Annotated in this window: 16 protein-coding genes; 9 read left to right on the forward strand and 7 right to left on the reverse strand. The window is 68.8% G+C overall.

The annotated features are described in order from the left end of the window. Window positions 1-582: a hemerythrin domain-containing protein gene (locus VPH43_RS05930; protein ID WP_328576728.1), complete on the reverse strand. Its 582-nt coding sequence runs from the start codon at window positions 580-582 to the stop codon at window positions 1-3. 221 nt (window positions 583-803) lie between these two features. Between VPH43_RS05930 and VPH43_RS05935 the strand changes: the two genes are divergently transcribed. Further along, window positions 804-1,208: a hypothetical protein gene (locus VPH43_RS05935; RefSeq protein ID WP_328576729.1), complete on the forward strand. Its 405-nt coding sequence runs from the start codon at window positions 804-806 to the stop codon at window positions 1,206-1,208. A 15-nt stretch (window positions 1,209-1,223) separates the two neighbouring features. Here VPH43_RS05935 and VPH43_RS05940 read toward each other — a convergent pair whose 3' ends face one another. Further along, a complete protein-coding gene (locus tag VPH43_RS05940) occupies window positions 1,224-1,889 on the reverse strand; it encodes an alpha/beta hydrolase (protein ID WP_328576730.1) in 666 nt (221 codons plus the stop codon). An 80-nt stretch (window positions 1,890-1,969) separates the two neighbouring features. After that, entirely contained in the window at window positions 1,970-2,377 is a 408-nt protein-coding gene (locus VPH43_RS05945) for a response regulator (RefSeq protein ID WP_328576731.1), read from the reverse strand. A 137-nt stretch (window positions 2,378-2,514) separates the two neighbouring features. Between VPH43_RS05945 and VPH43_RS05950 the strand changes: the two genes are divergently transcribed. Together VPH43_RS05950 and VPH43_RS05955 are read left to right on the forward strand one after the other, a co-directional pair. Then, window positions 2,515-2,904, forward strand: a complete 390-nt coding sequence (locus VPH43_RS05950) for a response regulator (RefSeq protein WP_328576732.1) — start codon at window positions 2,515-2,517, stop codon at window positions 2,902-2,904. Beyond that, window positions 2,904-3,485, forward strand: a complete 582-nt coding sequence (locus tag VPH43_RS05955) for a DNA-3-methyladenine glycosylase (protein ID WP_328576733.1) — start codon at window positions 2,904-2,906, stop codon at window positions 3,483-3,485. The genes VPH43_RS05950 and VPH43_RS05955 overlap by 1 nt, the downstream gene beginning before the upstream one ends. Here VPH43_RS05955 and VPH43_RS05960 read toward each other — a convergent pair. After that, window positions 3,461-4,051, reverse strand: a complete 591-nt coding sequence (locus VPH43_RS05960; RefSeq protein WP_328576734.1) for a molybdopterin-dependent oxidoreductase — start codon at window positions 4,049-4,051, stop codon at window positions 3,461-3,463. The genes VPH43_RS05955 and VPH43_RS05960 overlap by 25 nt on opposite strands. Window positions 4,052-4,165: 114 nt before the next feature. On the opposite strand from VPH43_RS05960, the gene VPH43_RS05965 reads away from it, so the two are divergent. Both VPH43_RS05965 and VPH43_RS05970 read left to right on the forward strand, forming a co-directional pair. Continuing rightward, window positions 4,166-4,954, forward strand: a complete 789-nt coding sequence (locus VPH43_RS05965; protein WP_328576735.1) for an isocitrate lyase/PEP mutase family protein — start codon at window positions 4,166-4,168, stop codon at window positions 4,952-4,954. Window positions 4,955-4,997: 43 nt separating this feature from the next. Next, entirely contained in the window at window positions 4,998-6,005 is a 1,008-nt protein-coding gene (locus VPH43_RS05970; RefSeq protein ID WP_328576736.1) for a recombination-associated protein RdgC, read from the forward strand. Window positions 6,006-6,030: 25 nt separating this feature from the next. Here the strand turns inward: VPH43_RS05970 and VPH43_RS05975 are convergent, their stop codons facing one another. Then, complete coding sequence (locus VPH43_RS05975) at window positions 6,031-6,198, reverse strand: hypothetical protein (RefSeq protein ID WP_328576737.1); 168 nt, start codon at window positions 6,196-6,198, stop codon at window positions 6,031-6,033. Between the two features lie 119 nt (window positions 6,199-6,317). On the opposite strand from VPH43_RS05975, the gene VPH43_RS05980 reads away from it, so the two are divergent. From VPH43_RS05980 to VPH43_RS05995, 4 genes are all read left to right on the forward strand, one after another. Then, complete coding sequence (locus VPH43_RS05980; protein ID WP_328576738.1) at window positions 6,318-7,382, forward strand: tartrate dehydrogenase; 1,065 nt, start codon at window positions 6,318-6,320, stop codon at window positions 7,380-7,382. Further along, on the forward strand, window positions 7,382-8,956 hold the full coding sequence (locus VPH43_RS05985; RefSeq protein WP_328576739.1) for an esterase/lipase family protein: 1,575 nt from the start codon (window positions 7,382-7,384) through the stop codon (window positions 8,954-8,956). Before VPH43_RS05980 ends, VPH43_RS05985 begins: the two co-directional genes overlap by 1 nt. Window positions 8,957-9,084: 128 nt before the next feature. Beyond that, the gene (locus VPH43_RS05990) at window positions 9,085-9,846 is read left to right on the forward strand and encodes a PEP-CTERM sorting domain-containing protein (protein WP_328576740.1); all 762 of its coding nucleotides are present in this window, start codon (window positions 9,085-9,087) and stop codon (window positions 9,844-9,846) included. Window positions 9,847-9,923: 77 nt separating this feature from the next. Then, the gene (locus VPH43_RS05995; protein WP_328576741.1) at window positions 9,924-10,961 is read left to right on the forward strand and encodes an NAD(P)H-dependent flavin oxidoreductase; all 1,038 of its coding nucleotides are present in this window, start codon (window positions 9,924-9,926) and stop codon (window positions 10,959-10,961) included. Between the two features lie 10 nt (window positions 10,962-10,971). Here VPH43_RS05995 and VPH43_RS06000 read toward each other — a convergent pair whose 3' ends face one another. Next, window positions 10,972-11,826 (reverse strand): alpha/beta hydrolase, encoded by an 855-nt coding sequence (locus VPH43_RS06000; RefSeq protein WP_328576742.1) that lies wholly within the window; start codon window positions 11,824-11,826, stop codon window positions 10,972-10,974. Continuing rightward, window positions 11,823-13,067 (reverse strand): alpha-amylase family glycosyl hydrolase, encoded by a 1,245-nt coding sequence (locus tag VPH43_RS06005; protein WP_328576743.1) that lies wholly within the window; start codon window positions 13,065-13,067, stop codon window positions 11,823-11,825. Before VPH43_RS06005 ends, VPH43_RS06000 begins: the two co-directional genes overlap by 4 nt. Window positions 13,068-13,213: the final 146 nt, after the last annotated feature.

Raw genomic sequence — 13,213 nt, forward strand, 5'->3', positions numbered from 1 at the left:
TCAGTGCCGTCGCTGCTCGAATGCCCGCTTGAGCAGGTAGCCGCCCGCCAGCAGGCCGCCGGCCATCAGCATGGTGCCCGCCGGCATGGCGAGCGCGCTGTTGCCGGCGATCTCGGCCACGCGCGGACCGGCCAGTTCGAGCCGGCGCCTGGTCATCTGCGCGCCCAGTTCGCCCAGGCGGTCCTTCAGCAGCAGCTCCGCGGCAGGCAGCAGCACGGTTTCTTCGTCGGCCACGTGGTGCATCACGTCGCGCATCAGCTCATGGAACTTGAGGTCAAAGGCCTCGTCCTCCGGCGCCAGCCCGCGCAACTCGGCGATCAGGCGCTTCATCTCGTCATGCTCGGGCTTCGCCTTGTGCAGCACCTGGTTGTCGCCGGCCACCGCCTGCAGCGCGGGATAGAAGATCTCTTCCTCCAGCTGGGCATGGATTTCCAGCGCCAGGCAGGCGGTCTTGACGATCGCCTGCTTGCGCACCGACGAGGTGTCCACCTCGAACTTGTGGAAGGTGGACAGCACATGGGTATGGTCCATGCGGATCATCTTGGTGATGCTCGGCGACATCTTGCTCAGCACGTTGTTCATCGCGGTGTCCTTCCGGCAGGTGGCTGGGGGACACTGCTCGCGGCAAGCAGCGTTCCCTGCGCGGCCGCGGAGTGACCAGCCCTGTCCCTGGTGTGCCGCTTGTACCCGCAGCTGCGGGGGAACGTCGGCAAGGCGCCACGCCGGCCGTAACCACGGGTAAAGGCTTCGCGCGGGCGGCGGTGGCGCGGCAATATGGCGCCGACTCCACCACGAGGCAGCCGATGAACCGAGTTCTCTCCTGGCCCCACACGCCCATCGTTCCCGGGCTGCTTGAGCCGCTGAAGAAGCTGCGCAACCGCACGACCGTCACCGAACGCGGCACCGTGCGCTTCGAGCTGCCGCTGGGCGTGGTGGAAATGGAGTTCCCGGCCAATGAGCAGCACCTCGCACCCGGCACCGAAGTGCTGGTGTGGTGGAAAGGCGGTGGTTTCGTCTGCGCACCGGCCGCCGAGCTGAAGGCCGAGGAGCGCCAGGCGCGCGTGATCTCCCGCCGCGTGAAGGCCGCCCGCGCCCGCCTGGAAGCCGCACGCCAGGAGCGCGCCGCGCGCGACAGCACGCTCAGCGGTTTTGGCGATCTGCCGCCGGTGGACACTGCGGACCACCCGCTGCTGCAACCGGGCCGCTGAGGCCCGGCTGAAGGTTCAGCCCAGCCGCACCAGCAGCCAGCGCTGCAGGTCGGCGATCTCCTCGGCGCACACCGAGTGCTGCATGCGGTACTCGTGCCATTCCACCGGATGGCCCCAGCCCAGCAGTGCGTCGCGCGCCGCCGCACCCGCCACGAAAGGCACCACCGGGTCCTGCCGGCCATGGGCCAGGAACACCGGCGTGTCCGCATTGGCGGCGTGGCGCTCGGCGGGCGTCTGGGTGGCCAGCGGCAGGTAGCCCGACAGGCCCACGATGCCGGCCAGGCGCTGCCCATGGCGCAGGCCGGTCATCAGCGCCATCGCACAGCCTTGTGAAAAGCCGGCCAGCACGATGCGGCTGGTGGCAATGCCGCGGCCTCGCTCGCGCTCGATCAGCGCCTCCACCTCGGCCTGCGACGCGCGCAGGCCGGACTCGTCCTCGCCGCGGCGGGTGAAGTCCAGCCCGACGATGTCGTACCAGGCGCGCATCACCATGCCCCCGTTTAGGCTCACCGGCCGGGTGGGCGCATGCGGGAACACGAAGCGCACCGGCCCCACGGCGCCGAGGTCCAGCTCGCGGGCGATGGGCTCGAAATCGTGGCCATCGGCGCCCAAGCCATGCAGCACGATGATGCTGGCCTGGGGGTTGTCGCCGGTCTGGTGCTCGATGGTAGGCAATGTCATGGCGTCAGTTTACGGGCCGGCCCGCTGGGGGCAGCCGACTTGTACAGGCAAGCTTGGGGAGACAAAGATGCCGCTTCGCGTCAGCGCGGCGTGCGGCGATGGTGCTCCGGCGTGCCACGCACCGCGTCCACCAGCCGGGCGACATCCACCGGTTTGGCGAGCAGGTGATCGAAGCCCCAGGCCTGCGCTTCTTCGGCATCGGCTTCGGAGCAGCGGCCGCTCACCGCGATCAGGCGCGGCGCCTTGTGGCGGAACACGCGCCGCAGCAGCCCCGCGGCCTCGATGCCGTCCACGTGCGGCATGGTGATGTCCATCACCACCACCTCGGGATGCACCTCGCCCGCCTTGTCCAGGGCCTCCGCACCGTCGTAGGCGGTGTAGACCGCGCAGCCGAGTTCGCCGCGCAGCAAGGCTGCCAGGCCGTCGGCCGCGTCCTCGTTGTCGTCGACCACCAGCACGGGGCCGGCGGTCCAGGAAGAGTTTGTCATTTTTGTGATTGGTTAACGCTTTGCCACAAATGGGCAACCCCCATGCCCAAGCCCCCCTTTGGGGGATCCCCGGGTCCCCCGGGAACCGGTGGCACGCCGTTCGCTCCATCCTGGGCATCCCCGGCACAGAGCTCACCATGAACGCCCCAGACACTTCCCGCCCCCAACGCATCCTGGTGGTGGACGACAACCGCGACGGCGCCGACACGCTGGCCATGCTGCTGGAGTTCCTCAACTACGAGGTGCGCACCGCCTACGACGGCCAGCAGGCGGTGGAGCAGGCGGCCGCCTTTGCACCCGACCTCGTGATCCTGGACATCAACATGCCGGTGATGGACGGGTACGAGGCTGCCAAGACGCTGCGTGGCGGCGAGCACGGCCGCGCGCGCATGGTGCTGGTGGCGCTGACCGCCGTGGCCACGCCCGAAGCCAAGGACAAGGCGATGCAGGCCGGCTTCGACATCTACCTCCGCAAGCCGGTGGACGGAGGCGAGCTCACCGGGCTGCTGGACCGCATCCTCCATTGATGGCGCGCCGGCGCATCGACTTTTCCGCCCCGGCTCACGAGGTGGCACAGCGCCTGATCGGCGCGCTGTTCCTGGTGGACGGTGTGGGCGGGCGCATCGTGGAGACCGAGGCCTACGACCGCGCGGACCCCGCGTCGCACAGCCACTTGGGCCCCACGCCGCGCAACGCGGTGATGTTCGGCCCGCCCGGGCATGTGTATGTCTACCGCTCGTACGGGCTGCACTGGTGCCTGAACTTCGTGTGCCGGGAGGCGGGGCATGGCGCGGGGGTGCTGATCCGTGCGCTGGAGCCCACCCAGGGCATCGAGGTGATGCAGCAGCGGCGCGGGCTGGAGGATGTCCGTCTGCTGTGCTCCGGGCCCGGCCGCCTGGGCCAGGCGCTGGGCATCACGATGGCGCACAGCGGCCTGGCGCTGGACGCCACGCCCTTCGCGCTGCAGCCCGCCGTGCGCACGCCCGACGTGGTGAGCGGCCCGCGCATCGGCATCTCCAAGGCGATGGACGTGCCCTGGCGCTTCGGCCTCGCGGGCTCGCGTTTCCTCAGCCGGCCCTTGGCTCAGGCGGCCTTGACGTCGATGTGATAAAGCCCCCAGGGGCACAGGGCAAAGCGCTCGTTCAGCGGCTTGGCCTTGAAGGCGTCGAGTGTGTCGGCCTCATACACCGCCCACTGCGGCCCCAGCCCACCCAGCGCCATCGGCTGGCCGTCGATGTGGGTGGCGACGATCATGCGGTAGCGCGCCGCATCGGCCAGGCTCACCGCGACGTTGTAGCCGTCCACCGCCCGCAGGCCGAGGGTCACTGCCGCACCGGGCGCGACGCCGGCGGCCTGCAGCACGGTGCTGAGCAGCGGGCCGCGCAACGTGTGGACCTTGGCGTCGTATTCGAGCGTCGGCTTGATCGCCACCGCCGGCATGCGTTGCAGCGCAGCGGCATCGAGCACGAACGCCTTGTCGAACTGGATGCCGTGCTTGGCCATCATCTGGTCCAGCGCCGGGTCCAGCGGGCCGCGGTTGCTCTTGCCGATGGCCCCGCTCACGGTGAGCAGCCCCGGGCTGGCCGTGCCGGCAGTGGCCGCGACGGCCGCACCTGCGGGCAGCAGGGCCGCCACACCGGCCCCGGCGCCGGCAAGGAAATGACGCTTGTTCATGACCGTGTCCTCCTGGTTTTTTGGAACGCGCATGGTACGCGTCCGAATGCGGCCAGCACAGGGGCCGCATTGCTTCTACGATGCCCTGCTACACCCACACCCAGGAGGCACCGCATGACGACCACCCGACACGACAAGGCCTTGCAATTCCGCGCCCTGCACGAACGGCCCGGCGCCTTCGTGATCCCCAACCCCTGGGATGCCGGCTCGGCACGCGCGCTGGCCGGCATGGGCTTTGAGGCGCTGGCCACTTCCAGCGGGGCCTCGGCCGCGGTGCTGGGCAAGCGCGATGGGCAGGTGACGCTGGAGGAAGCGCTGGCCCACCTGCGTGCGGTGGTGGGCGCCACCGAGCTGCCGGTGGCCGCCGACCTGGAAAAAGGCTTCGCCGATGCGCCCGCCGACGTGGCGCGCAACATCATGCTGGCAGCACAGACCGGGATCGTCGGCGGCTCCATCGAGGACGCCACCGGTGACGACACGAACCCGCTGTTCGACATCGGTTTCGCGGCCGAACGTGTGGCCGCAGCGGCCGAAGCGGCACGCGCCCTGCCGTTCCCGTTCACGCTCACCGCGCGCACCGAGAACCACCTGCGCGGCCGCAATGACCTGGACGACACGATCGCGCGCCTGCAGGCCTTCGAGCGCGCAGGGGCCGACGTGTTGTTCGCGCCGGGGCTTCCAAGCCTGGAGGCGGTGCGTGCGGTGTGCCAGGCGGTGAAGAAGCCGGTGAACTTCATGGCCGGCATCCCGGGCAAGTCCTTCAGCGTGGCTGAACTGCAAGCCGCCGGTGTCAAACGCATCAGCCTCGCCACCTCGCTGTACCGCGTGGCCATGACGGCAATGCGTGAAGCAGCGCACGAGGTGAAGGAGCAGGGCACCTTCACTTACCTCAACCGGCTGTAACCGCGCCAGGGCGGGGGCGCCGATACAGCAGAATCGGCCCCCTATGTTCAAGAACGCCCTCATCTACCGCATCACCCAGTGGGCGCAGCCCTCGCTGGCCGAGATCGAAGACCGCCTCGCCGCGGCGCGTTTTGCCGAGTGCGGCGCCACCCAGATCGAATCCGCGGGCTTCGTGGAACCGCGCGGCGACAAGCATGGCGCGCTGGCCGAAAGCATCGCCGGCCACATCCTGCTGAAGCTGTGCACCGAGACCAAGGCCGTGCCCGGCTCGGTGGTGAAGCAGCGGCTGGAAGCGCAGCTGGAGAAGATCCAGGCCGACACCGGGCGCAAGCCCAAGGGCAAGCAGGCCAAGGAGATCAAGGAAGGCATCGTGCACGAGCTGCTGCCGCGCGCCTTCCCCAAGCGCGCCACCACCTGGGTGTGGGTGGATCCCGCCGCACAGAGGGTGGTGGTGGACGCGGGCAGCCTGAAAAAGGCCGACAAGGTGACCAGCACCCTGGTGGAGCTGCTGGGTGGCGGGCTCACGCTGACGCTGCTGCAGACTGAAGCGTCACCGGCCACCGCCATGGCCGAGTGGCTGGCCAGCAAGGAAGCGCCGGCCGGCTTCACGGTGGACCGTGAATGCGAGCTGAAGCAGCCCGACAGCGAGAAGTCCACCGTGCGCTACGCGCGCCACACGCTGGACATCGACGAGGTGGGCGAGCACATCAAGCAGGGCAAGCTGCCGACGCAGCTGGCGATGACCTGGGATGGCCGCGTGTCCTTCGTGCTCACCGAGAGCATGACGCTGAAGAAGCTGAAGTTGCTGGACGTGGTGCTGGAAGACAACGAGCGCAGCCGCGGCGGCAGCGATGGCGGCTTCGACACCGACGTGGCCTTGATCACCGGCGAGCTCGGCCGGCTCATACCGGACCTGGTGGATGCGCTGGGCGGCGAGCTGCAGCGCAACGCGCTGCCGGGCACACCGGCCGCAGCGCCTGCACCGGCTGCGGCGCCTTCAGCGGACACGTCCACGCCGCCTTGGGAGGAGCCGGCGCTCGCCACCTCCTGAGGCTGCGCGCCCTGCCCGCCGCAGCTCAGTCCTGCTTCGGCGGCTCGGGGCGCTCCAGGTCACGTTCGAGCTGGCCCGGGTCCACGCTGTCTTCATCGGGGCTGCGGGGGTTGGTCTCGCCCATGCGCCCCTGGCGTTGGTCCTGTGGGACACCACCGTTGAGGCCGGGCGGGAAATCAGGCGTACGGGACATGCTGGCTCCAGCAGTGAGGGATGCACCAGCATAAGGCTGGCTGCATGCCATCACCGGCAGCGTGGAGCCGCCGCCGCGCACACGCTGACAAGGCAGCGGTGCGCGGCTAGGATGGCCCGATGAGCACTCCCCTGAACATCGCCGTCATCCCCGGTGACGGCATCGGCAAGGAAGTGATGCCCGAAGGCCTGCGCGTGCTCGATGCCGCCGCACGCCGCTTCGGCATCACGCTGCACACCACGCCGATCGAATGGGCCAGCTGCGACCACTACCTGAAAACCGGTGCGATGATGCCGGCCGACTGGAAGGCGCAACTGGAAGGCCACGATGCCATCTACTTCGGCGCCGTGGGCTGGCCGGCCACCGTGCCCGACCATGTGTCGTTGTGGGGCTCGCTGCTGAAGTTCCGGCGCGAGTTCGACCAGTACATCAACCTGCGCCCGGTGCGCCTGTTCGACGGCGTGCCCTGCCCGCTGGCCGGCCGCAAGGCCGGCGACATCGACTTCTTCGTGGTGCGCGAGAACACCGAGGGCGAATACACCAACCTGGGCGGGCGGCTCTTCGAAGGCACCGAGCGCGAGCTGGTGATCCAGGAATCGGTGTTCACCCGCCACGGCACCGACCGGGTGCTCAAGTACGCCTTCGAACTGGCGCGCAGCCGCGCGCGCAAGCATGTGACCGTGGCCACCAAGAGCAACGGCATCGCCATCAGCATGCCCTGGTGGGATTCGCGCGCCGACGCCATCGCGGCGGCCTACCCCGACATCACGCACGACAAGCAGCACATCGACATCCTGTGCGCGCGCTTCGTGCTGCAGCCACAGCGCTTCGACGTGGTGGTGGCCTCCAACCTGTTCGGCGACATCCTGTCCGACCTGGGGCCGGCCTGCACCGGCACCATCGGCCTGGCACCGTCGGCCAACCTCAACCCGGAGCGCAAGTTCCCGTCCCTCTTCGAGCCGGTGCATGGCTCGGCGCCCGACATCGCCGGGCAGAACATCGCCAACCCGGTGGCCATGATCTGGTCGGGCGCGCTGATGCTGGACTTCCTCGGCCACCGCGAGGCCCACGACGCCATCGTCAGGGCGATCGAGACGGTGCTGCTGCAGGGCCCGCGCACACGCGACCTGGGCGGCAGCGCCTCCACCACCGAGATGGGCCAAGCGATCGCCGCGCTGATCTGATGGAAGCACCGTTCTTCCCCATCATCTACGTGCGCGGCTACGCCATGACCGAGGGCGAGCGCAACGAGACCGCGGCCGACCCCTTCTGCGGCTTCAACGTGGGCTCCACCATGTACCGGGCGACGGTGAACCGCAACGAGCCGCCGAAGAAGTTCATCTTCGAGTCGCCCTTCCTGCGCCTGGCCAGCGACTTCGGCTACCGCGACGTGTACGAAAACGGCGCCGACATCATGGACCGGGACTGGCAGCCGCCGCGCGGCAACACCGGCATCCCGGCCCGCTCGGTGGTGATCTACCGCTACTACGACGCCGGCTCCAGCATCTTCGGCGACGGCCGCTCCAGCGACATCGAGGACTACGCGCGCGGCCTGGACGGGCTGATCCAGCGCGTGCGCGAGCTGGTGTGCGCACAGGAGCCCGGGTTGAAGCCGGAGGCCTTCAGGTGCTACCTGGTGGCGCACTCCATGGGCGGCCTGGTCGTGCGCGCCTTCCTGCAGAACAAGGCCCTGGGCAGCGTGGAATCGCGCGCCGCGGTGGACAAGGTGTTCACCTATGCCACGCCGCACAACGGCATCGACCTGCTGGGCATCAACGTGCCCGGCTGGCTCACGCTCGACGAGATCAACACCTTCAACCACCGGCGCATGGCGCAGTACCTGGCGCTGGAGGCGGTGGCCACGCGCTACCAGCGGGTGGATTTCGTGCACGAGAGCGTGTTTCCGCTGGACCGCATATTCTGCCTGGTGGGCACCAACCGCAGCGACTATGAAGTGGCCAAGGGCCTGTCGCGATCCTTCGTGGGCCATGGCAGCGACGGCCTGGTGAAGGTGGAGAACGCCTCGGTGTGGGGCCTGGACGACAACGACGTGGTCACACGCACCTGCGCCACGGCTTATGCCTACCGTTCGCACTCGGGCCACTACGGCATCGTCAACAGCGAGGAGGCCTACCAGAACCTGGTGCGCTTTCTCTTCGGCGATGTGCGGGTGGACCTGTGGCTGCAGGTGGACGCGGTGGCCTTGCCCGAAGAGATTGACGGCAAGAACGTGGACGCGCTCTACCAGTTCGAGCTGCTCGCCAGGCCGCGCGGCAAGCGCTGGTACCTGAGCCGGCGCGTGGCCGAGGAGGATTCACCCGCCTGCCGCACCCACCAGCAGCTCACCGACCCCGCGGCCGGCGCCGGCGCGCGGCTGGTGTACCTGAGCACCGTGTTCCTCGCCAACCGGGCCAAGGTGTCCACCGCCGACCGCACCTTGTCGTACTCGATGGACGTGCGCATCCGCGTGCCGGACTACGAAGTCGACCGCGCCTTCTGGCCCAACCAGCACTACGAAGGCAGCTACCTCTTCCGCGACTCCCTGGTGGTGGTGCTGGAGCCGCCGGAGCAGGCCGGTGGCGACTGGATGGTGAAGTACAGCTGGGAGTCGAAGAACGTGGGCGAGGCGAACCTGCGCCTGCCCTACCAGCAGCTGGCCGACGACAAGCTCCGCATGGAGGTGCCGTTCTCCGGCCCGGCGTCCGGGCCCAGCATCCGCGGCAAGGTGGTGCTGATCGCGTGGGCGTGGAACACCTGAGCCGACAGGCCTGCCCCCAAGACTTGGGGGGCAGGCATCGGTCCAGCGGGAGGGGTACTTGCTGGCGCACGGTGGGCCCCGGCACCGCCGGATTCCGCGCTCACTGCGCATCCTTCTTTGACCTTGCCATGAAGACCCTGCTCTCCACAACCGCCCTTCTCACGGCGCTATGCGCCAGCACTGCCGTCCACGCCGTCGAATCCGGTTCCCGGATCACCGGCATGAGCTTCACCGTGATCGACCTCGACACCCATGACGGCGTGGACGCACGCCTGAACTTCGACATGTCGAGCTGGAGCGGTACGGACAAGCGCACCTATTTCGACGTGAACTGGTGGGACGATGGGCGCAACTGGACCGAGCTGGGCATCGGCGCCTACGAGACCTGGCATGACGACACCGGCGCATACGGCCGCACCACCGGGCCTGAGCAGCTGTACAGCAGGGTCTTCCTGCCATGGCGGCAAAACGCGGAGATCAGCCCTAACACCCAGGTGACGATCTCGCTGTCCTACGACATCTTCGGCACCGCCGGAAGCTATGGCGACGCGGTCCTGGGCGGCGGCGCGATCTGCCCCACCGCCACGCAGGGGGACTTCGCTCCGTGGGAGAGCTGCATGCCGCAGTCGTCGTCAGACCGTTTGCACGAGTACCACTTCGATGGCAGCGGCACAGTGGGACCTGACGGCTTCGAGCACCGCACGGGTTCCGTCAGCATGACGTTCACGAACGTGGCCGATGCCTACGCCCGGATTGGCTACTACGCCGAGGTCTCGACCGGCGGCGACACCATCTCGCCCGTGCCGGAGCCGGAGACCTGGACACTGATGTTCGCCGGCTTGGCGGCCATGGCCGCATGCCGAAGGGCGGGGAAGCGCCCACAGCGTTGAAGGGCATGACAACGGCGCGAGGCGGCGCGCCGTTGTCGCAAGAGAATCATCGGCATTCACTCACGCCGGTAGATTTCATGACCGCACTCACCGACCTGTTCAAGATCGAGCTGCCCGTGTTGCAGGCCCCGATGGCCGGTGTGCAGGGCAGCGCGCTGGCCATCGCCGTCAGTGAGGCGGGCGGGCTGGGTTCGCTGCCGTGCGCGATGCTCAACACCGACACCATGCGCAGCGAGCTGGCCGCCATCCAGGCCGGCACGCGGCGGCCCTTCCACGTCAACTTCTTCGCCCACACGCCGCCGGAGCCCGACGCTGCGCGCGAGGCCAGCTGGCGCGCGGCGCTCGCGCCGTACTACAGGGAGTACGACATCGACGCGAGCGCCATCCCGGCCGGCCCGGGGCGCCTGCCCTTCAGCGCGGAAGCGGCCGAAGTGCTGGCGGCCGTGAAGCCGGCGGTGGTGAGCTTCCACTTCGGCCTGCCCAGCGACGAGCTGCTCGCGCGTGTGCGCAGCTGGGGCGGCAAGGTGCTGGCCTCGGCCACCACGGTGGACGAAGCACGCTGGCTGGCCGCGCGTGGCGTCGACGCGGTGATCGCGCAAGGCGTCGAAGCCGGTGGCCACCGCGGCATGTTCCTCAGCGACGACCTGAGCACGCAGATCGGCACCTTGCCGCTGGTGCGACAGATCGTGAAGGCGATCGATGTGCCGGTGATCGCGGCCGGCGGCATCGCCGACGCGCAAGCCGTGCGGGCCGCCATGGCGCTGGGCGCCGCCGCGGTGCAGGTGGGCACCGCCTACCTGCTGTGCCCCGAGGCCACCACCAGCGCCGTGCACCGCGCGGCCCTGAAGAGCGACGCAGCTCGCCACACCGCCCTCACGCGCCTGTTCACCGGCCGGCCGGCGCGCGGCATCGTCAACCGCGTGATGAAGGAGCTGGGGGCGATGAGCGATGTGGCCCCCGCGTTCCCGCTGGCCACCTCGGCGATCGCGCCGCTGCGCGCAAAGGCCGAGGCAACCGGCCGCGGCGACTTCTCGCCGCTGTGGTCGGGCCAGGACCCCAGCGGCTGCAAGGAAGTGCCGGCTGCTCAGCTCACGCGCGAGCTGGCCGGGCTGTAGCGCCCCGCGATCATCGGCTCGCAGCAGCTTGCGGCTGCAAGCCGAACAGCCACACCAGCGCGGGGCCGAACTCGCGCCGCCAGGCGGTTTCGTTGTGTTCCGCCGCCGGCTCCACATGCAAGGTGGCCTCCGCGCCCGCGGGCAAGGTGCTGCCCAGCAGCTGATGCATGCGCCGCACCTCGTCCACCATGCCCCGCCCTTCCTGGCCGCCCATGTACAGGTACACCCGCGCGCCGGCCGGCAGGCGCTGGCGTTCGGCGTAGGCCCACACGTCCGGCGCGGTCCAGTAGGCGGGCGAGAAGACACCCGCCTTGCCGAACACCTGCGGATAGCGATGGATGGCCACGTCGGAGATCAACCCGCCCATGGAGCTGCCGAAGATGGCGGTGGTGTCGCGCCCGGGCAGTGTGCGGTAGTGGCTGTCGATGAATGGCTTGACCACGTCCACCAGGAAGCCGAGGTAGGCATCGCCCTCGCCCGCGCCAAAGCGCGGGTTCGCCCAGGGGTTGAGCTCGGTCATGCGCTTGTCGCCGCCGTGGTCGACGCCCACCACGATGGCTTCGAAACCATGCGAGCGCGCCAGGGCATTCAGGGTTTCGTCCACGCCCCATTCGCCCACATACGAGGTGGCGTCGTCGAACAGATTCTGCCCGTCGTGCATGTAGATCACCGGATAGCGCCGCTCACCCTGCCCATAGCTGGGCGGCAGGTACAGGCGCAGCGTGCGCTCGCGGGCCAGGCCGGGCATCGCCAGCGGCTGCGCCAGCACGGTGACATTGGGCTGGGCACTCGGTGGCCTCTGCACAGGTGCCTGGCTGCAGGCGGCACAGGCCAGCAGCAACAGGGCGGTGAAAAACCTTGTCATGGCCGTCCTTCCAGAATGCGCCAGCCCCAGCCGGGCAATGTCTCTTCGCCGTCATGGCCGGGGCGGCGGAAGGGCTGCGGCTGGCCGCTCAGGTTCACCAGCACCGTCACCTGGTCCTCCTCGCGCCGGCGCTGGAAGCCGAACACCGCGTCGTTGCCCAGCGGCAGCACCTCCGCTGCCCCACCTGCGCTGCCATTGGCCAACGCCGGGTGTGCATGCTTGAGCTGGAGCAGCTCGGCGTACAGCGGCGCGAGCTCGCGCTGCTTCCATGCGATCGGGTCTTTCTCGAAGAAGGCCAGGCGCTTGTCGAACCCCGCTTCCTGGCCGCCGTACACCAGCGGCATGCCAGGCAAGGTGGCGGCCAGCACGGCCATCGGCTTGAACGCCGGGCCATACAGCTCCACGTCGCTGCCATGCCAGGAGTTGGTGTCGTGGTTGCCGGTGAAGGTCATGCGGTAGGCGTCCGCTGGAAAGGCCTTCTTCGGATGCTGCACGTAAGCCGCCAGGTCGCGCGCATCGGCCTGGCCCTTTGCCACCTTCTTCAGCAGCTCGTACAGGTCCCAGTCGTAGGTCATGTCGAAGGCCTTGGCGTGCAGCTCGGGCTCGCTCCACTCGGCCAGCATGAACACCGGCTGGATGCGGTCCAGCTCCGCGCGCGCCTGCTCCCAGAACGGCGTGGGCACCAGGCCGGCCACGTCGCAGCGGAAGCCATCGATGTCCGCCTCGCGCAGCCAGAAGGCCATGGCGTCGATCATGGCGCGCCACAGCGCCGGCTGGGTGTAGTCGAGTGCGACCACGTCGGTCCATTCCTCACGATCGGGCCCGCTGCCGAAAGTGACCGGGAAGATCTCGCCCTGGTCGTTCTTCTTGTACCAATCGGGATGCTGCTGCACCCAGGGGTGGTCCCAGGCGGTGTGGTTGGCCACCCAGTCGAGAATGACTTTCATGCCCAGCGCGTGCGCACTCGCCACCAGGTGCTTCACGTCGGCCACGGTGCCGAATTCCGGATTGACGCCGGTGTAGTCGCGCACCGCGTAGTAGCTGCCCAGCGTGCCCTTGCGCTGCTTGGAGCCGATCGGGTGGATGGGCATCAGCCAGACGATGTCCACACCCATGGCCCTCAGCCGAGGCAGCTCGGCTTCAAATGCGGACAGGCTGCCTTGCGGCGTGTACTGGCGCAGGTTCACTTCATAGATGGTGGCTTGGCGCGACCAGGCGGGATGAACAACGCTGGAGGACATGGGGTTCGTGGGCTGGGAGTAGGCTGGACCGAATGCGCCGGCCAGGCAGAGCAGCAGTGGCAGGAATCGCATAGCGACATGTAGCAAAACTACACCAACTCTATCGCCACGCTCCCCGCCTTTTCTCGGTAGTTCTCCCAGGGACC

The sequence above is a fragment of the Ideonella sp. BN130291 genome (assembly GCF_036231905.1).
Lineage (GTDB): Bacteria > Pseudomonadota > Gammaproteobacteria > Burkholderiales > Burkholderiaceae_C > CAMLIZ01.

Excerpts from the sequence above, each read along its gene's own strand:
- VPH43_RS05930 (WP_328576728.1), bottom strand. The coding sequence starts at position 582 with ATGAACAACGTGCTGAGCAAGATGTCGCCGAGCATCACCAAGATGATC.
- VPH43_RS05935 (WP_328576729.1), top strand. The coding sequence starts at position 804 with ATGAACCGAGTTCTCTCCTGGCCCCACACGCCCATCGTTCCCGGGCTG.
- VPH43_RS05940 (WP_328576730.1), bottom strand. The coding sequence starts at position 1,889 with ATGACATTGCCTACCATCGAGCACCAGACCGGCGACAACCCCCAGGCC.
- VPH43_RS05945 (WP_328576731.1), bottom strand. The coding sequence starts at position 2,377 with ATGACAAACTCTTCCTGGACCGCCGGCCCCGTGCTGGTGGTCGACGAC.
- VPH43_RS05950 (WP_328576732.1), top strand. The coding sequence starts at position 2,515 with ATGAACGCCCCAGACACTTCCCGCCCCCAACGCATCCTGGTGGTGGAC.
- VPH43_RS05955 (WP_328576733.1), top strand. The coding sequence starts at position 2,904 with ATGGCGCGCCGGCGCATCGACTTTTCCGCCCCGGCTCACGAGGTGGCA.
- VPH43_RS05960 (WP_328576734.1), bottom strand. The coding sequence starts at position 4,051 with ATGAACAAGCGTCATTTCCTTGCCGGCGCCGGGGCCGGTGTGGCGGCC.
- VPH43_RS05965 (WP_328576735.1), top strand. The coding sequence starts at position 4,166 with ATGACGACCACCCGACACGACAAGGCCTTGCAATTCCGCGCCCTGCAC.
- VPH43_RS05970 (WP_328576736.1), top strand. The coding sequence starts at position 4,998 with ATGTTCAAGAACGCCCTCATCTACCGCATCACCCAGTGGGCGCAGCCC.
- VPH43_RS05975 (WP_328576737.1), bottom strand. The coding sequence starts at position 6,198 with ATGTCCCGTACGCCTGATTTCCCGCCCGGCCTCAACGGTGGTGTCCCA.
- VPH43_RS05980 (WP_328576738.1), top strand. The coding sequence starts at position 6,318 with ATGAGCACTCCCCTGAACATCGCCGTCATCCCCGGTGACGGCATCGGC.
- VPH43_RS05985 (WP_328576739.1), top strand. The coding sequence starts at position 7,382 with ATGGAAGCACCGTTCTTCCCCATCATCTACGTGCGCGGCTACGCCATG.
- VPH43_RS05990 (WP_328576740.1), top strand. The coding sequence starts at position 9,085 with ATGAAGACCCTGCTCTCCACAACCGCCCTTCTCACGGCGCTATGCGCC.
- VPH43_RS05995 (WP_328576741.1), top strand. The coding sequence starts at position 9,924 with ATGACCGCACTCACCGACCTGTTCAAGATCGAGCTGCCCGTGTTGCAG.
- VPH43_RS06000 (WP_328576742.1), bottom strand. The coding sequence starts at position 11,826 with ATGACAAGGTTTTTCACCGCCCTGTTGCTGCTGGCCTGTGCCGCCTGC.
- VPH43_RS06005 (WP_328576743.1), bottom strand. The coding sequence starts at position 13,067 with ATGTCCTCCAGCGTTGTTCATCCCGCCTGGTCGCGCCAAGCCACCATC.